The sequence below is a fragment of the Streptomyces sp. NPDC058401 genome, assembly GCF_042722885.1.
Taxonomy (GTDB): domain Bacteria; phylum Actinomycetota; class Actinomycetes; order Streptomycetales; family Streptomycetaceae; genus Streptomyces.
Window position 1 is genome coordinate 1 of the sequence record NZ_JBHXKA010000114.1, and the last position, 25,919, is coordinate 25,919.

The following is a 25,919-nucleotide window of genomic DNA, read 5'->3' on the forward strand; positions in this document are numbered from 1 at the left end:
CCGTACCGCCCCGGGGATCCCGGGGCGGTACGGGCCCTCGCGCTTGTGCCGTGCCGGTGCCGTGCGTGCGCCGGCCGCGTCAGCCCAGGCGCGGGTCGCGCGGGGGCCCGCCCGGCTGGGGCTGACCGGGCTGCTGGGGCCAGGGCTGGCCGGGGGTGGGGTAGGGCTGCTGCCCGTACGGGGCCTGCGGCTGCTGGTACTGGTGCGGCTGCGGGGGCTGCTGTTGCGGGTAGGGCTGTTGGGGCGGCTGGGGCTGGCCCCAGTGGTTCTGGGGGGCCTGCTGCTGGGCGCGGATGAAGTCCTCGGCGACCAGGGCGGAGAGGTTGAAGTAGGCCTCGCGCGTCTTGGGCCGGAGCATGTCGAGGTCGACCTCGGCGCCGGCCGCGAGGTGGTCGTCGAAGGGGACCACGACGACTCCGCGGCAGCGGGTCTCGAAGTGCCGCACGATGTCCTCGACCTTGATCATCTTGGCGGTCTCGCGGACCCCCGAGATCACCGTGAGGGAACGCGAGACGAGGTCCGCGTACCCGTGCGCGGAGAGCCAGTCGAGGGTGGTGCTGGCGCTGCTCGCGCCGTCCACCGACGGGGTCGAGATGATGATCAGCTGATCGGCCAGGTCCAGGACCCCGCGCATGGCGGAGTAGAGGAGCCCCGTGCCCGAGTCGGTGAGGATGATCGGGTACTGGCGGCCGAGCGTCTCGATGACGCGGCGGTAGTCCTCGTCGTTGAAGGCCGTCGAGACGGCCGGGTCCACGTCGTTGGCGATGATCTCCAGACCGGAGGGCGCCTGGGAGGTGAACCGGCGGATGTCCATGTACGAGTGCAGGTACGGGATCGCCTGGACCAGGTCCCGGATCGTGGCCCCGGTCTCGCGGCGCACGCGGCGGCCGAGCGTGCCGGCATCGGGGTTCGCGTCGATGGCCAGGATCTTGTCCTGGCGCTCCGTGGCGAGGGTGGCGCCGAGGGCGGTGGTGGTCGTGGTCTTGCCGACGCCGCCCTTCAGGCTGATGACGGCGATGCGGTAGCAGGACATGACCGGCGTGCGGATCAGCTCCAGCTTGCGGCGCCGCTCCGCCTCCGCCGCCTTGCCGCCGAACCGGAACAGACCGCCGCCTCCGGAGGCGTTGTTCCCGCTCTTCGCCTTCTGCTTGCCGCGGAGCAGGCGGTCGGAAGACAGCTCGACGGCCGCGGTGTAGCCGAGGGGGGCGCCGCCGGAGGGCTGCGCCGCACCGTAGCGGGGGTCGTGCCCGTGGGGACCCTGCGGGCCCTGCGGACCGGGGGGACCCTGCTGCCACTGGCCGCCGCGGGGATCGGCGTACTGCTGGGGCTGCGGCGGCTGTTGCTGCTGCTGCGGCTGCTGGGCGGGCGGGAATCCGTACCCGGCGTCCGGCGCCGGCGTCGGCGCCTGGGGCTGGGGCTGGTGAGGGGCGGGCGGCAGGATGTCGTACCCGGCCTGCGGATCCACCGGCGAAGTCAACTCCGAATGCCACCGCGGCAGTTCGGCGCCGGGAGATCCCTCGAACGTGTCCGCCGCGCGCGGCGCCGGAACGGCCGTCCCCGCAGGGGGAGTCGGCGTACGCACGACAGCGGGCGGCGCCGGGTTCTCGTACGGCGGGCGGGCGGCGTACGAAGCCGCTGCGTCCGGGCGGGCCGGCGGGTCGCCGTGCTCCGCGCCGGTGGGCGCGGACGCGTACGGGTCGCCCAGGGGCTCCCGATCGGCCGGCGCCCCGGCATCCGGGCCTCCGCCCGGCCACCCCTGCGCCACGACACCTTCCGCACCCTCACCGCCGGCAGCCGCGCCACCGTCCGCGACCGGCGCGTACGGCGGGACGGCAGCGTCGGCGGCCGCCGGGTCCGGCGTGCGGGACGGTACGGCGCTGTCCGAGACCGGCGGGACCGGCGGGGCCGGCGGCAGGGCGGCAGCGTCGATGGCCGAGGGCTGCGGCGGGGCCGGGGTGCCCGGGTACGGCGGCAGTTCGGTTTCCGGGGCCGGGGCCGGGGCGTGGGGCGGTACAGCACTGTCAGAGCCCGACGGGACCGGCGGGACCGGCGGCGGTCCGGTCTCAGGGCTCGGCGTGTGGGAAGGCGCGGCGCTGTCTGCGGCCGACGGGTACGCCGGGAGTCCGGGGTCCGGGACCGGGACGTAGGCCGGTTCGGGGCTGTTCGGAGCCGCCGGCTGCCACGGCAGCCCGGTGCCCGGGGCCGGAGCCTGGGGCGGTGCGGCGTTGTCCGGGGCCGACAGGTGCTGCGACGGCAGTCCGGTGCCTGGCGCCGGCGGGTGGGGCGGAACAGGGGCGTCGGCGGCCGGAGCGTACGGTGCGGCGGCCGAGGGGTTCCCGGTCAGTGCCGTGGGTGCGTCGGGGGTGCCCGGGTACGGCACGCCCGAGGCCTGTCCCTGTGCTTGTCCCTGTCCCTGCCTCGGTGCCTGTGCGTTCGACTCCGCGCGCGGAGTCGGCGGCGCGATGCGCATCGTCGGAGGCGTCTCCAGGTCCGACGGCGGCCGGTGGGGCTCGAAGCCGCTGCCCTCGGGCAGGCCCGGGATCGCGGCGGCCGCCGGGGCGGCGCCCTGCGTGTACCAGGCCGGCGGGGTGTAGTCGATGGTGAACTCGCCCGTCAGCTCGGGCTCCGCGTCGGACTGATCGTCCGTCGGGACGTCCCACGTCCCGCCGCGCCTCTCGTTCCGATCGCCGCTCACTGGTCCTCCTGATATGTCGAACACTGGTCCGGCGTCCCACCGCGCCACGCCGCCGCCCAGCCTAATCGGGTCCCGCAGCCGGTATCCGCCCCCGTCTGCCCGTACCCAAGGCCGACGGCAAGTCCCGGGCCGCCCCATCCTGCCCATGAGGCCGGATCCCCGGCCAATCCCCTTCCCCCTCCGCCCCGGCAGACCGCCACGGGCCACCCCGCTCCCGCCCTACGGGCCGCTCGGGCAACCCGACGCGTGCGCGCAGGCCCTCAGCCGGCCACCGCATGCGTACCGGCCCCCACCCCACCCGTTCCCACCCTGCGGATCGCCAACCCGCCCCCGCCGCGGACTTCCGCCCGACTCCTCCCCTTGCCCGGCTCGGCACGTCAGCCCCGGTCTGCAAAGGTCCGACGGCGAGGACCGCGCCTGAGCAGGCTGCACGCCCTCCCGGTTCCACGGTCGCGCATGCTCTGCCCGCTTCGGGCCGGCGGCCGCGGCCGCCGACTCCCGGACCGCCGAGTTCCCGGGTGCCCCGCACGCGCAGACCCGGGCCGACCAGGATCCGCGCGTCACGTCCCTCGAACCGGTCCCTCCCGAGTGCCCACCCCGCGACCCGGGGTCCCCCGTGAGGCTGAACCTCGCAGTACTCCTGGCTCCCGCCGGTCAGTCGATGCGTCGTGACGGGCCCAGCAGGCCCGTTTCGCCATCCGTCGGCTGTGTCATCACGAACTGGCGGTCCCGCTCGGTGCACCACAGGGTGACCCCGTCGCCCAGCGTCGGCAGGGACTCCACCGCCGCCGCGGGCAGCAGCATCAGGCGGCCGAGCTGTTCGGCCTCGTCGGGGGAGACCCGCTGGATGCCGACCAGGGAGGCGTTGCGCACCAGTCGGGGGGCCGCCGGGCTCAGGTACGGGAGCAGGGTCAGGACGGACTGCCAGGGTCCCGCCGCCACGCGGCCCCGCGGCGGCCGCATGCCGCAGTCGCGGATCACCAGGACCGGGCTGCCCGCCGAGGCGCCCTGCGGCGGGACCCGGCCCACGTCGTGCAGGGTCACGCACTGCTGGCCGCCGCCCGCGGCCTGGGCCAGCCCGGACCACACCTGGCCGCGCCCGGTCTCCACCGTCACCCGCGCCCCGGTGGCGGCCGCCCGCAGGGCGAGGACCTGCGCCGTCCACAGGCCGCCGATGAGCGTGACCTCGTACGGCGTGGGCCGGTTGATGCCGAGGACCGCCGGGCGGCCCCCCGAGTCCACGCCGATGACGACCCCGTCGTCGCCGACGGGCAGCGCGAGCGCGTCCAGCTCCGCGGCCTGCACCACGTGCCGCTCCCGGCGCGGGCCGACCAGCCCGAAGCCGCCCCGCATCGAGCCCCGCGGCTCCGGCCTCTGCGCCGACGCCTGCTCCGACCCCGGCGCGGAACGCCCCGCGGAACGCCCCGTAGAGCGAGAGCCCCTCATCGCGCACCTCCCAGCGGCAGCGACGCCAGCAGCCCCGGCACCTGTTCGCGGTCCAGCCGCACCAGCCCGGCCTTGACTCCCCGGGCCGTCTGCTCCAGCCCGCGCCGCGCGGTGACGAGTTCCTCGTCGCTGCGTCCGGTGAGCCGTACGTGCCCGGTCAGGGTGACCTCGTGCCGGGCGGCCGGGGTCATGGTCAGGCTGAAGTTCGTCGCCAGCGCGGGCAGCGAGGTCAACAGCGCGACGAACTGCGGAAGTCCCGCCCCGCCCCCGCCCAACTGGGGCCAGCGGCTGATCCAGTACGTGGTGTGCCGCCGGTCGTCGCAGCGCCAGGTCCGCGAGGTCTCCTCGGTACGCCGTCCCGTGGCCGCCGACCGCCCCGCCTGCGTGATCGCCATCGGGTTCGCACAGGAGGACGTGGCCAGTGCGCCCGTCAGCTCCTGCTCCGTGAGCACCGTCGCACGGAACCCGGCCCCCGCGAGCCTGCTCGCCAACTGGTCCGCGACCCGCACCAGACACCGCTGCGCCCCCACCAGCCCGCCCCCGCGCGCGGTGACCGCGTCGGGGCACAGCTCCGGATCCAGCTTGAGCGCGATCCAGGTGAGCCGCACCGCCGGGCTCCCGGTCAGGGCCTGGAGCGGGGCGTAGTTGCGCGCGGCCATCGACTGGGCCGGCAGGTGCGGAGCCGGGGCCGGCTGGGTGTGCTGCACGAGCTGCGCCGACTCCAGCCGGATGCCGTCCACTTCGAGGACGTCCCGTACGAGGGCCAGCGGCAGCGGCCGCGCCGCCCGGTCGGGCCGCAGTGCGGTGGCGTCCGTGTCGACCTGGACCACCGCGGTCAGGAAGGTGCCGTCGCCGACCATCCCGACGGGCCGCCGGTCACGGTCGCGCTCCCGCTCGCTGAACGTGAGCGTGCGCAAAGCCGGTTCGGCCTCGACGAGCGGGGCCAGCCCCGGCTCCGTGCCGGCCGGCACCGCCGTGGCGGCGGCCCGGCGGCGGCGTGCGCGCAGCGCCAGCGCTCCGCCGATCCACTCGGGCAGCGAACGCCGGTGCCTGCGGACGACCGCGAGCAGGACGAGGACCAGGGCGAGCACACCGGCCGGTGCCAGCAGCAGCGGTTCCACCACCCAGGCCGCCAACAGGGCGGCCGTGGCGACCTGGAGGAGCACGAGTTGTTGCAATCGGAACGGCCCGAAACGCCCCGGGCCGGACTTCGGATGCGGGGTCACTCCGGCGGGCGCGGGTGCGGGCGCCCCGGTCCGCGGCCTCACGGCAGTGGCCATCACTCGCGCACCTCACCTTTCCGGGGTCCGTACCCCTGAGCCCCGGCAGCACGCGCGACAGCCGGCCGCTCGCCCCCGGAATCTCCCCAATCCGCCCCAACACCCCTGTTTCCCCCGGCCAGGAAGGCGTGGAGCGGCTGCCTCACCCTACCCGGCCCCCGCCCACCCTCCGTCAAGAGGCATAGTAGGTGGCCGGTCGGACAATAGAGGCCCGGAGACCGTACCCACCGACCGGGCCGTGCGGGGAGAATCAGGCGGCCATGGCCTCACGACGTGATGAGCTCAACGCGTACACCTTTGCGAAGCGACGCACGGTGGCCGCGTTCCTTCAGCCTTCCGCGAGCGGCTCGGAGGAGGGTGCTCCGCGACCGTTGCGCGCCGTCCTGCCCGGTGTGATCACCGCGGCGGTCGTCCTCGCCGCCTTCGGAGCCTGGGGGATGTTCAAGCCGACGGCCCCCAAGGGCTGGGACACCCCCGGCGACCACGTCATCGTCGGCAAGGACTCGACGACCCGCTACGTCGTCCTGACCACCAAGGTCAACGGCAAGGACCAGACCCGCCTGCACCCCGTGCTCAACCTCGCCTCCGCCCGCCTGCTGCTCGACCCGAACAAGGCCAAGGTCGTGCAGGTCGAGGACAAGGTGCTGGACGCCGGCAAGCTTCCGCGCGGCCCCATCATCGGCATCCCGTACGCCCCCGACCGGCTCCCCGCCCCCGCGGAGGCGGGGAAGGCCAAGCGCTGGGCCGTCTGCCAGCAGCCCGGCGGCAACGGCAAGGGCGTGCAGACGGCCGCCTTCGTCCTGGCCGACCGCGAGGCGCACCTGATGGACGACGGGCGCCGGCTCTCCGACTCCCAGGCCCTGTACGTCCAGAGCACCGGCCAGGGCAGGGCCCGCTACCTCGTCGACGCGACGGGCACGAAGTACAAGTTCCCCGAGGGCACCGCGGACGCGCGCACCATGACCAACGCGCTGGTCGGCGGCAGCGCCGTACCGCAGCCGGTCACCGAGGAGTGGCTGGCCACCCTCGGCTCCGGCGACGACCTGGCCTTCCCCGAGCTGCCGGGCGGCAAGGCCGGGACGGCCGCCGGGGTCAAGGGCCTGGCCAGCACCGACGACAAGGTCGGCATGGTGCTGAAGGCCGTGACCGGCTCCGGCGCGCAGCACTACCTGGTGGTGCCCGGCAAGGTGGTCCCCGTCTCCGACTTCGTCGCCTGGCTGATGATCTCCTCGCCCGCCACCGACCGGCTGGACATGCACGGCAAGCCCCACGAGGTGGACCTCCAGTCCATCAACCCGGACCGCACGCCTTTCAAGGGCGACGCGAAGTGGCCGCAGAAGAAGACCGACCGGATCAACGAGGTGCGCGCCACCGGAGCCGCGGCGGACGGCGCCCGCGACACCGTCTGCAGCGTGCTGCGCTCGGTCGACGCCCAGGGCCGCCAGACACTGAGCACCTGGGCCGGCACCGGATTCCCCGTCGACATCACCGCCACCGGCACGAGCGCCTACGTCACTCCGGGCACCGGCCTCCTCTACACGCAGGCGCAGGGCCGCCAGACCACCGCGGGCGGCGCGCTCTTCCTGGTCACCGACACCGGCCTGCGGTACGCCGTCCAGGCCAACGGCGACAGCGACGCGGCCCAGCCCTCACCCGGACCGGGTGCGAGCCCCGGCCAGGGCGGGCCCGCCACCTCCGACGGCCGCCCCGCGCCGAGCCAGGCCCAGGCCCGGCTCGGCTACGCGGACGTGGTCCCGGTGACGGTGCCCATCGCCTGGTCGGAGTTCCTCTCCAAGGGGCCCCGCCTCGACAGCAACTCCGCCCGCCAGCCCCAGGGTTCGTGATGCGCCGCAGCGCGGCGAAGCCCGCCCTCGTGCGCACCGCGGCGAAGCCCGCCCTCGCCGCCCTGCTGGCGGCCGCCGCCCTCGGCCTGGGGGCCGCGCCGCAGTCCTCGTACGGGAGCGCGCGCGAGACCCCGTACCCGCTGCGCCTCGCGGGCGCCGGCGAGTGCACCTTCCCGATGAAGAAGCAGATCGAGGACCGGCCCTGGGCGCTCCAGCGGCTGCTGCTCGATGAGCTGTGGGTGGACACCAAGGGCCGCTCCAAGGACGGGAAGAGCGTCCGCGTGGCCGTCATCGACACCGGCGTCGACCGGGTCAACCCGCAGCTCAGCGACGCCCTCGACATCGGGGCGGGCCGCGACTTCCTCGACGCCAAGGGCGACGGCACCGCGGACACCGTCGGGCACGGCACCAAGGTCGCCGGGCTGATCGCGGCCCGCCCGAAGCCCGGTACCGGCTTCGTCGGGCTCGCCCCCGAGGCCACGATCATCCCGATCCGGCAGAACGACGGGCAGGGCAACGGCAACGCCGAGACCCTGAGCGAGGCCATCACGCACGCGGTGTCCAAGGGCGCCCAGGTCATCAACATCTCGCAGGACACCGAGGCGGCGATGACCCAGGACTCCAAGCTCGGCCAGGCCGTCAAGAAGGCCGTGGAGGCCAACGTGGTCGTCGTCGCCTCGGCGGGCAACGAGGGCCTGACCGGGAAGAAGCGCGCCACCTACCCGGCGGCCTTCCCCGGCGTCCTGGCCGTGGGCTCCTCGGACCGCAACAACGAGCGCGCCGCCTTCTCCCAGCCCGGCTCCTTCATCGGGATCGCGGCGCCCGGGGTCGACATGGTCTCCACCGTCCCCGGCTTCGGCCAGTGCGTGGACAACGGCACCAGCTTCTCCGCCCCCTACGTCGCCGGGGTGGCCGCCCTGCTGCGCGCCAAGCACCCCGAGTGGACGGCGCAGGAAGTGATCTGGCAGCTCCAGAACACCGCGGAGCGCTCCGTCAAGGGCCACGACGACTACGTGGGCTGGGGCGTCGTCGACCCGGTCCGCGCGCTGACCCAGTCCGCGGCGGGGGCGGAGCCCCCCAAGGCCCCCGTACCGGATCCCGGGCCGCCCCGTGCGGCGGCCCCGGAACCGGCCGCGATGCACACGAGCGAGACGGCGCGCGAACGCGACGAACGGCTCGGCACGTACGCGCTGGGGATCGGGGGCGTGCTCATCGCCGTGATCGCCGGTACCGCCACGGTGGTGCGGGAGGCCCGGAACCGGCGGCGCCGTTTGCTGTGAACGGTCACGGTTCATCAACAGATCCCAAAGGGCTGTGTTGGGTAAGGCCGATCAACTGACTACAGTGATCGGAGGCTTCACGACTGTGATCGGGGATGGTGTGTGAAGCGGAGGGGACCCGGGGGCGGGTGGCTGAAAACCGCCCCCTCGAAGCACCGCTCCGCCGCGCGATCCGCCGTTCATGTCTGGCGAATTGAGAGATGAGGAGCTTCGGATGACCAACAATTTCGGACTCGCTGATGACCCGGTAAAGCAGGCACTGAACAAGATTTCGGAGACCGCCGACAGCGTCACCCGGCAGTCCCGGGAGCTGGCGGACATCCTGGCCACCGTCAGTGCGGGCTGGACCGGTGTGGGTGCGTCGGGGTTCACCTCCGCGCAGACGGTCGTCAACGAGGACCACGACGAGATCCGCCGGCTGCTCGGCGTCCTGCACAACGCGGTCGGGCAGACCAAGAACCTGAGCAACGCGCAGGACGACGACGTGGTCTCGGCCTTCCAGTCGGTCAAGTCCGCCAGTGGCGGTGGCAACACCTCCGCCCTCAACGGGATCTGACCGGCGGGATCCGATCCGCTTCCCCACCCACCTGCCCCGCCCCGTGCGAAGGAGAAGAGCATGACCGCGAACGACGGGCACACCAAGGTCCGGTACGAGAGCGTCCAGATGATGGCGGACCGCATCCGCATCGTCTCGGACAACATCAAGAAGGACCTCGACGAGATGGGCGCGGCCCTGACGGTCGTCACCGACACCTGGGACGGCGAGGCGCACATCCAGTACGTCGAGCTGCAGCGCAAGTACAACGCCAAGGCCGACCACATGCGCGCCCAGCTGCGCCTGGTCGCGGACCTGATCGAGCGCGGCAAGAACGACTACCGCGCCACCGACGTGAAGGCCTCGCGCCTGTTCACCGAGGCCTACTAGGCCCGCGGTACCGCGAAGCGCCGCCGGGCGGAGCACCACCGGCCACGGCGAAGCACGAGGAGAAGGGGCGCGCCCGCACCGGGCGCGCCCCTTCCTCCGTCCGCGGGAGCCCTACGGGTCCTGGCGCGGATCCCGGCCGGGTCCTAGCGCGGATCCCGGTCGAGGTCGAACTCCCCGTCCCTGGCGCCGAGTACGAACGCCTCCCACTCGGCGGCGGTGTACCGCAGCACCGTGTCCCGGTCCAGCGAGGACCGCATCGCCACCGCTCCCTCGGGCAGATGGGCGATCTCGACCCGCTCCTCGTCGGGAGAGGTCCCGGGCGGGCCCTCCCACTCGACGCCGCTGATGTCGAGCCCGTACAGCTCGTCCTTCTCCTGCTGAGTGCCCATGCGCGGCCTCTCCTTCGGTGGTGCGATCCCTGCCGCCGATTATCGACGCCGGCCGGCCGCGCGCGGGGAGCTTTCCGGAACCCTCCCGGCCGCCCGGCCCCGCGCGCCGTTCGCCATCTGCCATCCGCCGTCCGCCCTACAGCCCCGGCATCCGCCCGATCTGGATCAGCGAGGTCCCGCGCTTGCGCGAGACGAAGGACGCCCGGCCCGGGGGCATGGGCCGCGGCCGCACGTTGCCGACCAGGTCTCCCTCCGACGGATCGCCGGACAGCACCACGCCCTGCGCGCCCAGCTCCTTGATCCGCTGCATGAACGGCTCGTACAGCGCCCGCGAGGCACCCGCCGAACTGCGCGCGATGATGAAGCGGACCCCCGTGTCGCGCGCGAACGGCAGGAACTCCACCAGCTGCGCCAGCGGATTGCCCTGACTCGTGGCCACCAGGTCGAAGTCGTCGATGATGATGAACACGTCCGGGCCCGTCCACCAGCTGCGGTCGCGCAACTGCTGCGGAGTGACGTCCTGCGGGGGCTGCCGGCGGGCGAACACCCCGGCCAGCGCCTCCATGTGCATCTGCAGGGAGCTCGCCATCGGCGCGTACTCCAGCAGGTGCTCCTCCGGCAGCGCGCCGAGCAGGCTGCGCCGGTAGTCGCCGACCACCAGCCGGGCCCGGTCCGGGCCGTAGCGCTCCGCGATCCGCTGCGAGATGAGCCGCAGCAGGTTCGTCTTGCCCGACTCGCTCTCGCCGAACACGAGGAGGAACGGGTCGGTCTCGAAGTCGACGAACACCGGCTCCAGCTCGGTCTCGTCGATGCCGATCGCGATCCCGCGCTCCGGGTACTCCCCGCCCTTCGGGAGCTGGTCCGCGTGGAGCAGCCGCGGCAGCAGCCGCACGCCGGGCGCGGCCTGACCCGTCCAGTTCTGCTTCACCGCGTCCACGAAGGCGGCCGTGGCCTCCGACAGGTCCTCCGCCGCGTGCGAGCCGTCGACCCGCGGCAGCGCCCCCAGGAAGTGCAGCTTCTCCGCGACCTGGCCGCGGCCCGGCATCCCCGTCGGGACGTTCGCCGCCACCTTGCGGTCGAACTCGGAGTCCATGACATCGCCGAGGCGCAGCTCCAGCCGGCTGAGGATCTGGTCCTTCAGCGCGGCCCGGACCTCCATGTACCGGGCGACCGTGATCACCACGTGGATGCCGTATCCCAGTCCGCGGGACGCGATGTCCGTGACGACCTGCTCCAGGGCCTCGTACTCGCCCCGGAACCCGCCCCAGCCGTCGACGACCAGGAACACGTCGCCCCAGGCCTCCCCGGGCAGCTCGCCCGCGGCCCGCCGGCGCCGGTAGGTGCCGATCGAGTCGATGCCGTTCGCGCGGAAGAACTCCTCGCGCCGGCGCAGCACCCCGGCCACCTCGGCGACCGTGCGCCGCACCCGCTCCGGGTCCAGCCGGGACGCGATCCCGCCCACGTGCGGCAGTTCCGCCAGCGAGGACAGACCGCCGCCGCCGAAATCCAGCCCGTAGAACTGCACCTCGCGCGGGGTGTGCGTCAGCGCGAAGGAGGAGATCAGCGTCCGCATCAGCGTGGACTTGCCCGACTGCGGACCGCCGACCACCATCATGTGGCCCGCCGCACCCGAGAAGTCCCGGTACAGCACCTCGCGCCGCTGCTCGAAGGGCTTGTCGATCAGCCCGAGCGGCACCACCAGCCCGCCCGGCCGCGTGTACCCCTCCGCGTGCAGCCCGCGCTCCGCGCTCGGCGCCAGCGCCGGCAGCAGCTGGTCCAGCGGCGGAGCCTGGTCCAGCGGCGGCAGCCACACCTGGTGCGCCGGCACCCCCTGCCCCTCCAGCCGTCCCACGATCACGTCCAGCACCGTGTCCGCGAGCGCGTCGTCCCCGGCCCGCGCCTCCTGCTCCGCCCGCGCCGACAGGTACGCCGGGTCCGGAGCCGCGTACACCACGGGCACCGGCGCCGCCGTGAACAGCACGGGCCGCCGCTCCACCGGGAACAGCCCGACCGACAGGTCCGGCCCGCCCGAGCGGTAGGTGCCCGAGACGTACGCGGCCTTGAAGCGCGTCATCTCGTCCGTACCGAACTTCAGGTAGCCCGAACCGGGCACCGACGGCAGGTGGTAGGCGTCCGGCACGCCGATCGCGGTCCGCGACTCCGCCGCCGAGAAGGTCCGCAGACCGATCCGGTACGAGAGGTACGTGTCCAGCCCGCGCAGCTTGCCCTCCTCCAGCCGCTGCGAGGCCAGCAGCAGGTGCACGCCCAGCGACCGGCCGATGCGGCCGATCTGGATGAACATGTCGATGAAGTCCGGCTTCGCGGTCAGCAGCTCGGAGAACTCGTCGATGACCAGCACCAGCGAGGCCAGCGGCTCCAGCGGAGCACCCGCCGCGCGGGCCTTCTCGTAGTCGTGGATGTTCGCGTAGTTGCCCGCCGAGCGCAGCAGCTCCTGGCGGCGCTGCAGCTCGCCGCGGATCGAGTCGCCCATGCGGTCCACGAGCGTGAGGTCGTCCGCCAGGTTGGTGATGACCGCCGCCACGTGCGGCATCTGCCCCATCCCGGTGAAGGTCGCACCGCCCTTGAAGTCGGCGAGCACGAAGTTCAGCGTCTCCGAGGTGTGCGTGACGGCCAGCCCCAGCACCAGCGTGCGCAGCAGCTCCGACTTGCCGGAACCGGTCGCGCCCACGCACAGACCGTGCGGGCCCATGCCCTCCTGCGCGGCCTCCTTCAGGTCCAGCATCACCGGGGAGCCGTCCTCGCCGACCCCGATCGGCACCCGCAGCCGCTCGCCGGCCGAGCGCGGCCGCCAGGTCCGGGCCACGTCCACGGCGGCCGCGTCGCCCAGGTTCAGCAGGTCGGTGAAGTCCAGATTGGCCAGCAGCGGCTCGTCGTCGTCCCCGCCGCCCGTCCGCAGCGGCGCCAGCTGCCGGGCCAGTGCCTCGGCCGCCGGAAGCGACAGGGTGTCCGGCAGACCCTCGTAGGCGAAGCCCGCACCCGACTCCAGCCGCAGCCGGCCCGGCCGCACCACGACCGACAGCCCGCCGCGCGCCTCGTCCAGCTCGCCCGCCACCACCTCGACCACGGTGACCCCCTGCAGACCCTCCGCCGCCGCGAACACCGAGTCCGGCGGCACCAGACCCCCGCGGGACCCCGAGTCCAGTACGAGGACCACGTGCGGCTGGTCCAGCACGGGGGAGCCCTCCCGGCTGAACCGAGCCCGCCCCTCCAGGCGGGAACCGAGCAGCCCCTCCACCTCCCCGAGGTCGTCGCCGAACAGCCGCTTCGTGCCGGCCCCGTCGATCTGCCCCGGCAGCTGGGTGTGCGGCAGCCACTTCACCCAGTCCCACTCCGCCACCGAACCGGGCGCCGCCACCACGGCCACCATCAGGTCCTCGGGGGAGTGCAGCGTCGCCAGTTGGGCCACCAGCGCCCGCGCGGTGCCCCGCGCCGACTCCGGCTCCCCGGAGACCGTCACGTGGTAGAACGCCCGCAACGACACCGCCATCGGCAGCCCGTCCAGCGAGGAGTGCACCCTCAGGAAACGCTGCATGGCGCCCGCCGTCAGCGGCTCCAGTTCGTCCACCGGCGCCGTGTCCGGAGCCACCAGCGGGGTCGCCAGCCGCTGCGCGCCCAGCCCCAGCCGGGCCTGCCCGAAGTCCGGATCGCCGACCCGCCGCTCCCACAGCCGCGAACCCTCGGCCACCACCGACCACAACTGCTCCGGAGCCGGGTGCAGATAGAGCTGCGCGTCACGCTGGGCCCGCGCGGTCCTCCGTACCTGACGACGGGTTTGCGCCAGGTACTTGAGGTAGTCCCGCCGGATATCCGCCATTTGCCCCTGCGTACCGCGCCGGTGCCGCACCAGCTGGGCCACCAGCATGCCCACCGTCGACACCATCATCAGCACGCCCATGATGCGCATGAACGGCGCGGCACCCGGCATGAAGAAGAAGACGGCGGACGAGCCCATCCCGAGCATCGGGAGGAGCTGCATCAGCACGCCCTCCTGCTGCCCCCGGGGAAGTTCCGGCGGTGCCTCAAGCCTGAGTTCGTCCGAAGGCACTTCCGGCGGCAGCGACCGCGGCGGACGTTTGACGACGATCTGGCTCACCGGAGCATCAATCCCTCGAAAACAGACGGGACGTCGCAACCGGCGCCCTCAAGTCCCGGGCGCGAAGGGGGTCTCCTCCGCAGAGAGGTGATCCTACTTGCCGACAGTCACCGGGCCTCCCGGTAGGGTGGCGCGCGCGGCATGCGCATCCGCGAATCGGCTGCGCACCGGCGGACGGACCACCCTCGCCGGCGCACACCCAGGCACAGCAACACACGGCAACACACGGCAACACACGGCAACACACACCCGCGCACACCAACGCACACACCCACCGGGGGGCATCAGGTGAACACCGCCGAGGCGACCGGCTTCCGCAGGGTCACCGTCGTGGCTCCCGACAGCCGCATAGACGTCGCCCTCCCCGAGGACATCGCCGTCGCCGACATCTACCCCGAGCTGCTGCGCCTCACCGGCCAGACCCAGCCCGTCGGCGCACCCACCGGCTTCCACCTGGTCCTGCGCAGCGGCACCGTCCTCGACGGCGCCCGCACCCTCGCGGCCCAGCAGGTCCTCGACGGCGAAGTCCTCAGCCTGCGCCCCTTCGCGGAATCCCTGCCGCCCGCCGTCTTCGACGACGTCTCCGACGCCGTCGCCGCCGCCGTGGTGCGCGACCGCCACCGCTGGAGCGACGACATGCTGCGCGGCGCGGGCCTGACCGGCGCCGCCGTCCTCTTCGTCCTGCTCGGCTTCGTCCTCTGGTACGCCGACCCCGTCCTGCACGACATGCACGGACTGCCCGGCATCATCGCCGGCTCCGTCGGCCTGCTCCTCACCGCCACCGCGGGCGTCCGCGCCCGGGTCTACCGCGACCGGGGCTCCGCCGTCGCCCTCGGCCTCGCCGCCGTACCGCACCTGCTGCTCGCCGGCGCCGGCATCATCGCCCCCGCCGCGGGCCAGGGCCCCGGCCGGCTCCAGTTCCTCCTCGGCTGCGTCTGCGTGCTCGTCGCCTCCGTCGCCCTCGTCGCGCTCACCCCCGACGGCGACGCCCCCTTCGTGGCGACCACCTTCCTCGCCGCCACCGGGACCCTGGCCACCTTCGCCGCGATCGCCGCCGACGCCGGAGCCACCTCCGCCGCGGCCGTCTGCGCCCCCGCCGCCATCGGCCTCGTCGCCTTCCTCCCCGGCCTCTCCGCCCGCTTCGCCCGCCTCCCCATCGGCTACGCCGCCCCGCAGAGCGCCACCGCCGAGTACGAGACCCCGGACCGCTACGAGAGCGAGCCGTACGGTGAGCGCTCCGCCACCGACGGACACGACTCCGGAGCCCCGCTCGACGCCGAGGCCATCGCCGCCCAGGCCCGCCGCGGCCACGAGATGCTCCTCGGCCTCGTCGGCGGCTGCGCCGCCGTCGCCGTCGGCTCGGCCGCCGTCCTCGGCTTCTCGGACAACACCTGGGCCCGGCTCCTGGCCCTGGCCACCGGGCTCGCCATGCTGCTGCGCGCCCGCCTCTTCCGCTACACCTCCCAGGTCGCCTGCACCCTCGTGGCCGGCTTCGCCGCCCTGGGCCTGCTCGTCCTGGGCCTCGCGATGCACCCGCCGCTCGCCCTGCTCAAGGAGCTCGCCCTGTACGGGGACCACAGCGGCCTGGAGATCCGTACGCTCTGGCTCTCCGCCGCGGTCGCCGCCGGTGCGGCCCTCTTCGCCGGAATTGCATTGGTCATTCCGCGCAAGGGTCTGTCACCCTTCTGGGGGCGGCTGCTCGACCTCACCGAGGCGGCGGTCCTGCTCAGCCTGGTCCCGCTGGCCCTGGCCGTGCTCGACGTCTACGCCCGGGCCCGCGCTCTCACCAGCTGAGACGAGGGGCTGCGGCAGCCTGGTACGCTGTGTGACGGCCGCTTGTGTACGCGCTCCCGGAGTCCTCCGGAAGCTGCGCTCAGCGGACCCCGCCTCCCGAGTTACGGAAGATCCCCAGAGAATTCGACCTGGGGCACTCGGTGGCTATGTAGACCTATTACAAGGAGTACGCGTGCCGCTCGACGCCGCAGTCAAGAAGCAGCTCATCGCAGAGTTTGGTGCCAAGGAGGGCGACACCGGCTCCCCCGAGGTCCAGGTCGCGATGCTGTCCCGCCGCATCTCGGACCTGACCGAGCACCTCAAGCTCCACAAGCACGACCACCACTCCCGTCGTGGTCTGCTGATCCTGGTCGGCCAGCGTCGCCGCCTGCTGCAGTACCTGGCCAAGAAGGACATCCAGCGCTTCCGTACGCTGGTCGAGCGCCTCGGCATCCGCCGCGGTGCGGCCGGCGCCAAGTAAAGACGCTGTGAAGGGAGCGGTTCCCACATTGAGTGGGCCGCTCCCTTTGCTGTACGTGCGCGACGTACCGGACGCTTTGTAGTCTGGAAGCGTCCGCGTCGCAAGACGCGCACAACTGAAGAGGAGGAGCGCCCTCCCACGCCGCCGGTCCTCGGTAGTGGCATCCGGAAAGCCCGTACGCGGCTTCGCCCGGCTGCTTCGATCGAAGACCGGCCCGCACGCCAGGAGCGCTTCTCCGCAACCGTCCACCACCACACGGGTGGCGGACGGAGACGACGAAAATGGAGAAAACGCTAGTGGAGAACGAGACCCACTACGCCGAGGCCGTCATTGACAACGGTTCCTTCGGCACCCGCACCATCCGCTTCGAGACGGGCCGTCTGGCCCGCCAGGCCGCCGGCTCCGCCGTTGCCTACCTGGACGACGACACGATGGTGCTTTCCGCCACCACCGCGTCGAAGAAGCCCAAGGACCAGCTCGACTTCTTCCCCCTGACGGTGGACGTCGAGGAGCGCCAGTACGCGGCCGGCAAGATCCCCGGCTCGTTCTTCCGCCGCGAGGGCCGCCCCTCCGAGGACGCGATCCTCACCTGTCGCCTGATCGACCGCCCGCTGCGCCCGTCCTTCAAGAAGGGCCTGCGCAACGAGATCCAGGTCGTCGCGACGATCATGGCGCTCAACCCCGACCACCTGTACGACGTCGTGGCGATCAACGCCGCCTCCGCGTCCACCCAGCTGGCCGGCCTGCCCTTCTCCGGCCCGATCGGCGGCGTCCGCGTCGCGCTGATCCGCGGCCAGTGGGTTGCCTTCCCGACGCACACCGAGCTCGAGGACGCCGTCTTCGACATGGTCGTCGCGGGCCGCGTGCTCGAGGACGGCGACGTCGCGATCATGATGGTCGAGGCCGAGGCCACCGAGAAGACCATCGCCCTGGTCAAGGGCGGCGCCGAGGCGCCGACCGAGGAGGTCGTGGCCGCCGGCCTCGACGCCTCGAAGCCCTTCATCAAGGCCCTGTGCAAGGCCCAGGCGGACCTGGCGGCCAAGGCCGCCAAGCCCGAGGGCGAGTTCCCGGTCTTCCTGGACTACCAGGACGACGTCTTCGAGGCCCTCTCGGCCGCGGTGAAGGGCGAGCTCTCCCAGGCGCTGACCATCGCGGGCAAGCAGGACCGCGAGGCCGAGCTGGACCGCGTCAAGGAGATCGCCGCCGCGAAGCTCCTCCCGGCCTTCGAAGGCCGCGAGAAGGAGATCTCCGCCGCGTACCGCAGCCTCACCAAGGCCCTGGTCCGCGAGCGCGTCATCAAGGACAAGGTCCGCATCGACGGCCGCGGGATCACGGACATCCGTACCCTCGCCGCCGAGGTCGAGGCCATCCCGCGCGTGCACGGCTCGGCGCTGTTCGAGCGTGGCGAGACCCAGATCCTGGGCGTCACCACCCTCAACATGCTCCGCATGGAGCAGCAGCTGGACACCCTCTCCCCGGTGACCCGCAAGCGCTACATGCACAACTACAACTTCCCGCCGTACTCGGTCGGCGAGACCGGCCGCGTCGGTTCGCCGAAGCGCCGCGAGATCGGCCACGGCGCGCTCGCCGAGCGCGCGATCGTGCCGGTCCTCCCGACGCGCGAGGAGTTCCCCTACGCGATCCGTCAGGTGTCCGAGGCCCTCGGCTCCAACGGTTCGACGTCCATGGGCTCGGTCTGCGCCTCCACCATGTCGCTGCTGAACGCCGGTGTGCCCCTCAAGGCCCCCGTCGCCGGTATCGCCATGGGCCTGATCTCGCAGGAGATCGACGGCAAGACCCACTACGTCGCCCTCACCGACATCCTCGGTGCGGAGGACGCCTTCGGCGACATGGACTTCAAGGTCGCCGGCACCAAGGAGTTCGTCACCGCGCTCCAGCTGGACACCAAGCTCGACGGCATCCCGGCCTCGGTTCTGGCCGCCGCCCTCAAGCAGGCCCGCGACGCCCGCCTCCACATCCTCGACGTGATGATGGAAGCGATCGACACGCCGGACGCCATGTCCCCGTTCGCCCCCCGGATCATCACCGTCAAGATCCCGGTGGACAAGATCGGTGAGGTCATCGGCCCCAAGGGCAAGATGATCAACCAGATCCAGGAGGACACCGGCGCCGAGATCACGATCGAGGACGACGGCACCATCTACATCGGTGCCGCCGACGGTCCGGCCGCCGAGGCCGCCCGCGCCACGATCAACCAGATCGCCAACCCGACCATGCCGGAGGTCGGCGAGCGCTACCTGGGTACGGTCGTCAAGACCACCACCTTCGGTGCCTTCGTCTCCCTCATGCCCGGCAAGGACGGTCTGCTGCACATCTCGCAGATCCGCAAGCTCGCCGGTGGCAAGCGCGTGGAGAACGTCGAGGACGTGCTCGCGGTCGGTACCAAGGTCCAGGTCGAGATCGCCGAGATCGACTCGCGCGGCAAGCTCTCCCTGGTCCCCGTGATCGACGGCGAGGCCGCCGGCGACGACGCTGACAAGGACGACTCCGACAAGTGACGTCGCGTAGTTCCCGTGTGACGGCCCGCCCCTCTTCGGAGGGGCGGGCCGTCGCCCGTACCCAAACACTGCTCAAGGGCGCGAACGGCATCGGCACCGTCCGCCGCACGGTCCTCCCCGGCGGACTGCGCGTGGTCACCGAGACGCTGCCGTCCGTCCGCTCCGCCACCTTCGGGATCTGGGCCAACGTCGGATCCCGGGACGAGACGCCCTCGCTCAACGGCGCCACGCACTACCTGGAGCACCTCCTCTTCAAGGGCACCGAGAAGCGCAGTGCCCTCGACATCTCCTCCGCGATCGACGCGGTCGGCGGAGAGATGAACGCCTTCACGGCGAAGGAGTACACCTGCTACTACGCGCGGGTCCTCGACACCGACCTGCCGCTGGCCATCGACGTCGTGTGCGACATGCTCACCGGCTCGCTGATCCTCGAATCCGATGTCGACGCCGAGCGCGGAGTCATCCTCGAAGAGATCGCGATGACCGAGGACGACCCGGGCGACATGGTCCACGACCTGTTCGCCCAGACCATGTACGGGGACACCCCGCTCGGGCGCCCCGTCCTCGGCACCGTCGACACGATCAACGCGCTCACCGCCGACCGGATCCGCCGCTTCTGGAAGAAGCACTACGACCCCACCCACCTGGTCGTGGCGGCCGCGGGCAACGTCGACCACAACAAGGTCGTACGCCAGGTCCGCGCGGCCTTCGAGAAGGCCGGCGCCCTCACCCGCACCGACGCCGAACCGGTCGGTCCGCGCACGGGCACCAAGCGGATCCGCACCTCCGGCCGCGTCGAGCTGGTCAACCGCAAGACCGAGCAGGCCCACGTGGTCCTCGGCATGCCGGCCCTGGCCCGCACCGACGAGCGGCGCTGGGCGCTCGGCGTACTGAACACCGCGCTCGGCGGCGGCATGTCCTCCCGCCTCTTCCAGGAGGTCCGGGAGAAGCGCGGCCTCGCCTACAGCGTGTACTCGTACACCTCGGGCTTCGCCGACACCGGCCTCTTCGGCGTCTACGCAGGCTGCCGCCCCAACCAGGTCCACGACGTCCTGCGGATCTGCCGGGACGAGCTGGACAAGGTCGCCGCCGACGGGATCACCGACGAGGAGATCCGGCGGGCCGTCGGCCAGCTGTCCGGATCCACCGTCCTCGGCCTGGAGGACACCGGCGCGATCATGAACCGGATCGGCAAGAGCGAGCTCTGCTGGGGCGACCAGATGTCGGTCGACGACCTGCTGGCCCGGATCGCGGCCGTCACCCCCGACGAGGTGCGCTCGGTCGCGCAGGACGTCCTGGCCCAGCGGCCCTCGCTCGCGGTGATCGGCCCGCTGAAGGAGAAGCAGGCGGCCCGCCTGGACGAGGCCGTCGCCTAGCCGGGCCCCACCTCAGGAGCACGTCGCCCGGGCCCCGGGACAGGGCCCGGGTCCGTACGCACTTTAAGGAATGACATGAGCAAGCTGCGCGTGGCAGTTCTCGGCGCCCAGGGCCGCATCGGCTCCGAGGCCGTCAAGGCCGTCGAGGCCGCCGAGGACATGGAACTGGTGGCCGCCCTCGGCCGCGGAGACAAGCTGGAGACGCTGGCCGAGGCCGGTGCCCAGGTCGCGGTCGAGCTGACCACCCCCGCCTCGGTGATGGAGAACCTGGAGTTCCTCGTCCGCCACGGCATCCACGGAGTGGTCGGCACCACCGGCTGGACCGAGGACCGCCTGGCCCGGCTGAACACCTGGCTCGCCGCTTCCCCGGCGACCGGTGTGCTCATCGCGCCGAACTTCTCCATCGGCGCCGTCCTCACGATGAAGTTCGCGGCCCAGGCCGCCCGCTACTTCGAGTCCGTCGAGGTCATCGAGCTGCACCACCCGAACAAGGTCGACGCCCCCTCCGGCACGGCGACCCGTACGGCGCAGCTCATCGCGGCCGCCCGCGCCGAGGCCGGCCTCGGCGCGCAGCCCGACGCCACCGCCACCGCCCTCGACGGCGCGCGCGGCGCGGACGTCGACGGCGTCCCGGTCCACGCGATCCGCCTGCGCGGCCTGCTGGCCCATCAGGAGGTGCTCCTCGGCGGCGAGGGCGAGACCCTGACCATCCGTCACGACTCCCTGCACCACAGCAGCTTCATGCCGGGCATCCTGCTCGGCGCGCGCCGCGTGACGCAGACCCCGGGCCTCACCTTCGGCCTGGAAAACTTCCTCGAACTCGGCTGACGAGCAGGCGGCTTCACCCATGCGCGCGAAGATCCTCTACTTCCTCACGGCCGCGGTCCTGGTCGTGTACTTCGTCCTGGTCGGCAGCAGGGGCCTGATGCTGATCCGGCACGGAACCCTGCTCACGGTCACCTTCGGGGTGGCCGTGCTGATCCTGCCGGTCATCGGCGTCTGGTTCCTCTGGAAGAACACCCAGTTCGTCACCCGGGCCAACCAGCTCGGAGCCGAGCTGGAGGCAGAGGGCGGACTGCCCGTGGACGAGCTGGAGCGGGACAAGTACGGCCGGATCCTGCGGGACTCGGCCGACGAGGTCTTCGCGCGCCGCAAGGCCGAGACGGAGGACGCGCCGGGGGACTGGCGCAGCTGGTTCCGCCTCGCCATCGCCTACCACGACGCCCGCGACACCCCGCGGGCCCGCAAGGCCATGCAGCGGGCCATCTCCCTGCACGACGGAAAGCCCGTACAAGCCTGAGCCTGTACGGGCTTCCCGTGCGGGTGGCCGCCCCCTCGGGGGCGGTGGGGGCGGGACGGCTCAGGCCGGCACGGCCCGGTACTCGTCGGCCCAGGCCTCGACCGAGCCGGCGGCCCGGTCGAAGGCCTCGGTACGCGACAGGAAATCGGCGCTGTGGTCGGTCAGCAGGACCGGCAGCTCGGCGCCGCCGCGCGCGGCCACCGTCAGGGCCTGGCCCTGCACGGTCCTCGGCAGGCCGAGCCAGCGCACGGGCTGCTGCACCGTGCGGACCTCGCCGACCTGGTTCCAGGGGATCGACCGGGTCGTGAAGAACCCGGCCACGCGCAGCCCCTTGGGGCTCACCCAGACGCCCGTGCGCAGCAGCCGCAGAGCGGAGCCGACCACGGCGAGCGAGGCGAGCAGACCGCCCAGGGCGCCCGCCCAGGTGCCGGCGGCCACGATGATCACGGTGGCGAACAGCATGAACGAGCCGAGCAGCAGCATGACCGCTGCGATGGCCACCCGCCAGGGCCCCGGACGGTAGGGGCGACGCCAGCGGTCGGGGTCTTCGTAGGGGAGCGTCTCCCCGGTGTCGTGCGCGTCGAATGCGCCGTCGGCCGTCAGGAAGGGCAGGGGCACGGCAGGACCTCACTCACATGCACGTTCGGTTGGGCTGTGCCCGTGAGGCTACCGCCCCTCGGAGGCCTCCGACTGCTGCGACTTCGCCGGTGCGTGGCTCGGCTGCAGTGCGGGGATGCCGAAGAGCAGGGATCCGACGAGCCCCGCGACGACGGTCAGTCCGACCAGACTACGGGCGGCGATCTGGGTCTTGCTCAGACTCTCGCGCGGCGGCGGAGTGACGTTGCTGCGGAATCGGTCGGCCTCGGCGACGAAGGCGAACGGGACGGGTTCGCGCCGGCGGAACATGGGGGACGACTCTCCTCACGGTCAGAACCCCGGGGCTGGCCCTGGGGCTGTGGGGGCAGGACGGGCGGACGTTCTATGGAGTAGGACGCTCGAGAGGCCCGATCGGTGCCGATTTTCGGGACATTAACCAAATTTTATGGCGGAGCGTCAGCTCCGCCGACCACGTGCCCGGCGGGCCCGCGGCCCGTTCGGCCCTGCCCGCCCCGACACCCCGTATGCCCCGATCATCCGGTTCCGCACGGATGTACGGAACAAGTCTGAAGTGTCCGTATTGCCACGTTTCGTAAAGTTCATCTAGGCTGATCAAACGGACCCGGCACTGCTTGAACCCCCGAGCAGGCAGTGCCGGGCTCCAACACCCTCATCACGTCCCCCGAGGGGACACCGCGAGCATGGCAGCGAGTAGCGTGTTACCCATGGCTCCGATCTCGACTCCGCAGACCCCCTTCGGGCGGGTCCTCACCGCCATGATCACGCCGTTTACGGCGGATGGCGCACTTGACCTCGACGGCGCGCAGCAGCTCGCCGTCCACCTGGTGGATGCAGGCAACGACGGCCTGATCATCAACGGCACCACCGGTGAGTCGCCGACCACCACTGACGCGGAGAAAAACGACCTCGTACGAGCCGTACTCGAAGCGGTCGGTGACCGGGCCCACGTGGTCGCGGGCATCGGCACCAATGACACGCGTCACACCCTCGAGCTGGCCCGTCAGGCCGAGCGCACCGGCGCCCACGGCCTGCTCGCGGTCACCCCGTACTACAGCAAGCCGCCGCAGGAGGGCCTTTTCCGGCACTTCACGGCGATCGCCGACGCCACCGAGCTCCCGGTCATGCTCTACGACATCCCGGGCCGCAGCGGTGTCCCGATCAATACGGAAACACTCGTCCGGCTGGCCGAGCACCCCCGTATCGTTGCCAACAAGGACGCCAAGGGCGACCTCGGACGCGCCAGCTGGGCCATCGCACAGAGCGGCCTGGCCTGGTACTCCGGTGACGACATGCTGAACCTGCCGCTCCTGTCGGTCGGCGCGGTCGGCTTCGTCTCCGTGGTCGGTCACGTGGTCTCTCCCGAGCTCCGCGAGATGCTCGAGGCCTACCTGGGCGGCGACGTCCAGAAGGCCACCGAGATCCACCAGAAGCTGCTCCCCGTCTTCACCGGCATGTTCCGCACCCAGGGTGTGATCACCACCAAGGGCGCACTGAACCTGCAGGGCCTGCCCGCGGGCCCGCTGCGCCTCCCGCTCGTCGAGCTGACCGCCGAAGAGACGGCGCAGCTCAAGATCGATCTTGCCGCCGGCGGGGTACAGCTCTGACATCAGACTTCACAACTGAATAAGCAGAACCACACAAGACAACAGCAAGTGCACGAATGACATGCGCGCCACGTGCCTCGACGGGTACGTGGCCGCGCGTGGTGAAGGAGAACCTTTTGAGCCATCCGCATCCTGAACTGGGTCCGCCGCCGAAGCTCCCCAAGGGCGGCCTTCGGGTCACCCCCCTGGGCGGGCTCGGTGAGATCGGCCGCAACATGACCGTCTTCGAGTTCGACGGCCGCCTGCTCATCGTCGACTGCGGCGTCCTCTTCCCCGAAGAGGAGCAGCCGGGCATCGACCTGATCCTGCCGGACTTCTCGTCCATCCGGGATCGCCTCGACGACATCGAGGGCATCGTCCTCACGCACGGCCACGAAGACCACATCGGCGCCGTCCCCTACCTCCTCCGGGAGAAGCCGGACATCCCGCTGATCGGCTCCAAGCTGACGCTGGCGCTCATCGAGGCCAAGCTCCAGGAGCACCGCATCCGCCCCTACACCCTTGAGGTGAAGGAAGGCGAGCGCGAGAACCTCGGCCCCTTCGACTGCGAGTTCATCGCGGTCAACCACTCCATCCCGGACGCCCTGGCCGTGGCCATCCGCACCGGCGCCGGCATGGTCGTGTGCACCGGTGACTTCAAGATGGACCAGCTCCCGCTGGACAACCGCCTCACCGACCTGCACGCCTTCGCGCGCCTGAGCGAAGAGGGCATCGACCTTCTCCTCTCGGACTCGACGAACGCCGAGGTCCCGGGCTTCGTCCCGCCCGAGCGCGAGATCTCGAACGTCCTGCGCACGGTGTTCGCCAACGCCAACAACCGGATCATCGTGGCGAGCTTCGCGAGCCACGTGCACCGCATCCAGCAGATCCTCGACGCCGCGCACGAGTACGGCCGCAGGGTCGCCTTCGTCGGCCGCTCGATGGTCCGCAACATGGGCATCGCCCGCGACCTGGGCTACCTGAAGGTTCCGGCCGGCCTGGTCGTGGACGTCAAGACCCTCGACGACCTGCCGCCCCACGAGGTCGTCCTGGTCTGCACGGGTTCGCAGGGCGAGCCGATGGCGGCCCTGTCCCGCATGGCGAACCGCGACCACCAGATCCGGATCGTCCCGGGCGACACGGTCATCCTGGCCTCGTCGCTCATCCCGGGCAACGAGAACGCGGTCTACCGCGTGATCAACGGCCTGACCCGCTGGGGCGCCAACGTCGTGCACAAGGGCAACGCCAAGGTGCACGTCTCCGGCCACGCCTCCGCCGGCGAGCTGCTGTACTTCTACAACATCTGCAAGCCGCGGAACCTGATGCCGGTCCACGGCGAATGGCGCCACCTGCGCGCCAACGCCGAGCTCGGCGCCCTGACGGGCGTACCGAAGGACCGCATCGTCATCGCCGAGGACGGCGTCGTCGTCGACCTCATCGACGGCAAGGCCCGCATCTCGGGCAAGGTCCAGGCCGGCTACGTCTACGTGGACGGCCTCTCGGTCGGCGACGTCACCGAAGCCCACCTCAAGGACCGCAAGATCCTCGGTGACGAGGGCATCATCTCGGTCTACGTCGTGGTGGACAGCACCACCGGCAAGATCGTCAGCGGCCCGAACATCCAGGCCCGCGGCTCCGGCATCGAGGACTCGGCGTTCACGTCCGTGCTGCCGAAGATCGAGGAAGCCATCGCCCGCGCCGCCGCGGACGGTGTGGCCGAGCCGCACCAGATCCAGCAGCTCATCCGCCGCACGATGGGCAAGTGGGTCTCGGACGGCTACCGCCGCCGCCCGATGATCCTCCCGGTCGTCGTCGAGGTCTGACCCTCGCCGTACCGGCCACGCCGGAGCGGGGCAACCGGATTTGCATCCGGGGGCCCCGCTCCAGTACGTTTACGTCTCCACCTCGCACGACCCCCCGGTACACACGTGTGCCCGGCCATGTCGATGCGGGCGGGTGGGATTCCAGAGCAGGGAAACCTGATAAAGTCTGGCTCGCCCGAAAGGGAATGGCTCTCCAATGGCCATCCAATTCAAATCCAAGACCGGAAACGGCGCGGAAATGATCTGGTAGAGTTGGAATCGCCGGAAAGGGAAAAGCGCGAAAGCGAATGACCCGGAAGGCGGAAAACAAGCGGGACAGAGTCTGATAGAGTCTGAAACGCAAGAACAGAACAGAACGAAGCCCGGAGGAAAGCCCGAGAGGGTGAGTACAAAGGAAGCGTCCGTTCCTTGAGAACTCAACAGCGTGCCAAAAATCAACGCCAAAAAGTTGATACCCCGTCCATTTCGGTGGA

At 71.7% G+C, this 25,919-nt stretch carries 19 protein-coding genes; 12 read left to right on the forward strand and 7 right to left on the reverse strand.

The annotated features are described in order from the left end of the window. Positions 1 to 79: 79 nt before the first annotated feature. The 3 genes from ACFWNV_RS30815 to eccE form a co-directional block, all read right to left on the reverse strand. Positions 80 to 2,695: an SCO5717 family growth-regulating ATPase gene (locus ACFWNV_RS30815; RefSeq protein WP_383953394.1), complete on the reverse strand. Its 2,616-nt coding sequence runs from the start codon at positions 2,693 to 2,695 to the stop codon at positions 80 to 82. 654 nt (positions 2,696 to 3,349) lie between these two features. Next, the gene (locus ACFWNV_RS30820; RefSeq protein WP_383953396.1) at positions 3,350 to 4,048 is read right to left on the reverse strand and encodes a hypothetical protein; all 699 of its coding nucleotides are present in this window, start codon (positions 4,046 to 4,048) and stop codon (positions 3,350 to 3,352) included. Positions 4,049 to 4,137: 89 nt separating this feature from the next. Then, entirely contained in the window at positions 4,138 to 5,421 is a 1,284-nt protein-coding gene (gene eccE / locus ACFWNV_RS30825) for a type VII secretion protein EccE (protein WP_383953398.1), read from the reverse strand. Between the two features lie 260 nt (positions 5,422 to 5,681). On the opposite strand from eccE, the gene eccB reads away from it, so the two are divergent. The 4 genes from eccB to ACFWNV_RS30845 all read left to right on the forward strand — a co-directional run bounded on the left by eccB (position 5,682) and on the right by ACFWNV_RS30845 (position 9,470). Then, a complete protein-coding gene (eccB, locus tag ACFWNV_RS30830) occupies positions 5,682 to 7,265 on the forward strand; it encodes a type VII secretion protein EccB (protein WP_383953400.1) in 1,584 nt (527 codons plus the stop codon). Next, positions 7,265 to 8,545 (forward strand): type VII secretion-associated serine protease mycosin, encoded by a 1,281-nt coding sequence (mycP, locus tag ACFWNV_RS30835; RefSeq protein WP_383953402.1) that lies wholly within the window; start codon positions 7,265 to 7,267, stop codon positions 8,543 to 8,545. Before eccB ends, mycP begins: the two co-directional genes overlap by 1 nt. A 214-nt stretch (positions 8,546 to 8,759) precedes the next feature. Beyond that, positions 8,760 to 9,101 carry a WXG100 family type VII secretion target gene (locus tag ACFWNV_RS30840; protein WP_383953404.1) on the forward strand — a complete coding sequence of 114 codons (342 nt, stop codon included), beginning with the start codon at positions 8,760 to 8,762 and terminating at the stop codon, positions 9,099 to 9,101. A 60-nt stretch (positions 9,102 to 9,161) separates the two neighbouring features. Next, entirely contained in the window at positions 9,162 to 9,470 is a 309-nt protein-coding gene (locus ACFWNV_RS30845) for a WXG100 family type VII secretion target (RefSeq protein WP_383953406.1), read from the forward strand. A gap of 143 nt (positions 9,471 to 9,613) precedes the next feature. Here the strand turns inward: ACFWNV_RS30845 and ACFWNV_RS30850 are convergent, their stop codons facing one another. Both ACFWNV_RS30850 and eccCa read right to left on the reverse strand, forming a co-directional pair. After that, a complete protein-coding gene (locus ACFWNV_RS30850; protein WP_383953408.1) occupies positions 9,614 to 9,859 on the reverse strand; it encodes a DUF397 domain-containing protein in 246 nt (81 codons plus the stop codon). A gap of 136 nt (positions 9,860 to 9,995) precedes the next feature. Continuing rightward, entirely contained in the window at positions 9,996 to 13,973 is a 3,978-nt protein-coding gene (gene eccCa / locus ACFWNV_RS30855; protein ID WP_383953410.1) for a type VII secretion protein EccCa, read from the reverse strand. Positions 13,974 to 14,261: 288 nt separating this feature from the next. Between eccCa and eccD the strand changes: the two genes are divergently transcribed. The 6 genes from eccD (at position 14,262) to ACFWNV_RS30885 (ending at position 21,422) form a co-directional block, all read left to right on the forward strand. After that, positions 14,262 to 15,767: a type VII secretion integral membrane protein EccD gene (gene eccD / locus ACFWNV_RS30860; protein ID WP_383953412.1), complete on the forward strand. Its 1,506-nt coding sequence runs from the start codon at positions 14,262 to 14,264 to the stop codon at positions 15,765 to 15,767. 172 nt (positions 15,768 to 15,939) lie between these two features. After that, entirely contained in the window at positions 15,940 to 16,227 is a 288-nt protein-coding gene (gene rpsO / locus ACFWNV_RS30865) for a 30S ribosomal protein S15 (RefSeq protein WP_267758433.1), read from the forward strand. A 296-nt stretch (positions 16,228 to 16,523) separates the two neighbouring features. Continuing rightward, positions 16,524 to 18,746: a polyribonucleotide nucleotidyltransferase gene (locus ACFWNV_RS30870; protein WP_383953427.1), complete on the forward strand. Its 2,223-nt coding sequence runs from the start codon at positions 16,524 to 16,526 to the stop codon at positions 18,744 to 18,746. Continuing rightward, positions 18,743 to 20,122 (forward strand): M16 family metallopeptidase, encoded by a 1,380-nt coding sequence (locus tag ACFWNV_RS30875; protein ID WP_383953415.1) that lies wholly within the window; start codon positions 18,743 to 18,745, stop codon positions 20,120 to 20,122. Before ACFWNV_RS30870 ends, ACFWNV_RS30875 begins: the two co-directional genes overlap by 4 nt. Before the next feature lie 75 nt (positions 20,123 to 20,197). Further along, the gene (dapB, locus tag ACFWNV_RS30880) at positions 20,198 to 20,950 is read left to right on the forward strand and encodes a 4-hydroxy-tetrahydrodipicolinate reductase (protein WP_383953417.1); all 753 of its coding nucleotides are present in this window, start codon (positions 20,198 to 20,200) and stop codon (positions 20,948 to 20,950) included. Positions 20,951 to 20,969: 19 nt separating this feature from the next. Further along, on the forward strand, positions 20,970 to 21,422 hold the full coding sequence (locus ACFWNV_RS30885; protein ID WP_383953419.1) for a hypothetical protein: 453 nt from the start codon (positions 20,970 to 20,972) through the stop codon (positions 21,420 to 21,422). A 60-nt stretch (positions 21,423 to 21,482) separates the two neighbouring features. Here the strand turns inward: ACFWNV_RS30885 and ACFWNV_RS30890 are convergent, their stop codons facing one another. Together ACFWNV_RS30890 and ACFWNV_RS30895 are read right to left on the reverse strand one after the other, a co-directional pair. Further along, positions 21,483 to 22,040 (reverse strand): PH domain-containing protein, encoded by a 558-nt coding sequence (locus ACFWNV_RS30890; protein WP_383953421.1) that lies wholly within the window; start codon positions 22,038 to 22,040, stop codon positions 21,483 to 21,485. A 48-nt stretch (positions 22,041 to 22,088) separates the two neighbouring features. Then, positions 22,089 to 22,328 carry a hypothetical protein gene (locus ACFWNV_RS30895; RefSeq protein ID WP_243337485.1) on the reverse strand — a complete coding sequence of 80 codons (240 nt, stop codon included), beginning with the start codon at positions 22,326 to 22,328 and terminating at the stop codon, positions 22,089 to 22,091. A 416-nt stretch (positions 22,329 to 22,744) separates the two neighbouring features. On the opposite strand from ACFWNV_RS30895, the gene dapA reads away from it, so the two are divergent. Continuing rightward, a complete protein-coding gene (gene dapA, locus ACFWNV_RS30900) occupies positions 22,745 to 23,644 on the forward strand; it encodes a 4-hydroxy-tetrahydrodipicolinate synthase (RefSeq protein ID WP_383953423.1) in 900 nt (299 codons plus the stop codon). 116 nt (positions 23,645 to 23,760) lie between these two features. Continuing rightward, positions 23,761 to 25,446 (forward strand): ribonuclease J, encoded by a 1,686-nt coding sequence (locus tag ACFWNV_RS30905; RefSeq protein WP_383953425.1) that lies wholly within the window; start codon positions 23,761 to 23,763, stop codon positions 25,444 to 25,446. The last annotated feature ends 473 nt before the right edge of the window (positions 25,447 to 25,919 follow it).

Coding starts and splice junctions, on each gene's coding strand:
- ACFWNV_RS30820 (WP_383953396.1), bottom strand. CDS start 4,048: ATGCGGGGCGGCTTCGGGCTGGTCGGCCCGCGCCGGGAGCGGCACGTG.
- eccE (WP_383953398.1), bottom strand. CDS start 5,421: ATGGCCACTGCCGTGAGGCCGCGGACCGGGGCGCCCGCACCCGCGCCC.
- eccB (WP_383953400.1), top strand. CDS start 5,682: ATGGCCTCACGACGTGATGAGCTCAACGCGTACACCTTTGCGAAGCGA.
- mycP (WP_383953402.1), top strand. CDS start 7,265: ATGCGCCGCAGCGCGGCGAAGCCCGCCCTCGTGCGCACCGCGGCGAAG.
- ACFWNV_RS30840 (WP_383953404.1), top strand. CDS start 8,760: ATGACCAACAATTTCGGACTCGCTGATGACCCGGTAAAGCAGGCACTG.
- ACFWNV_RS30845 (WP_383953406.1), top strand. CDS start 9,162: ATGACCGCGAACGACGGGCACACCAAGGTCCGGTACGAGAGCGTCCAG.
- ACFWNV_RS30850 (WP_383953408.1), bottom strand. CDS start 9,859: ATGGGCACTCAGCAGGAGAAGGACGAGCTGTACGGGCTCGACATCAGC.
- dapB (WP_383953417.1), top strand. CDS start 20,198: ATGAGCAAGCTGCGCGTGGCAGTTCTCGGCGCCCAGGGCCGCATCGGC.
- ACFWNV_RS30885 (WP_383953419.1), top strand. CDS start 20,970: ATGCGCGCGAAGATCCTCTACTTCCTCACGGCCGCGGTCCTGGTCGTG.
- ACFWNV_RS30895 (WP_243337485.1), bottom strand. CDS start 22,328: ATGTTCCGCCGGCGCGAACCCGTCCCGTTCGCCTTCGTCGCCGAGGCC.
- dapA (WP_383953423.1), top strand. CDS start 22,745: ATGGCTCCGATCTCGACTCCGCAGACCCCCTTCGGGCGGGTCCTCACC.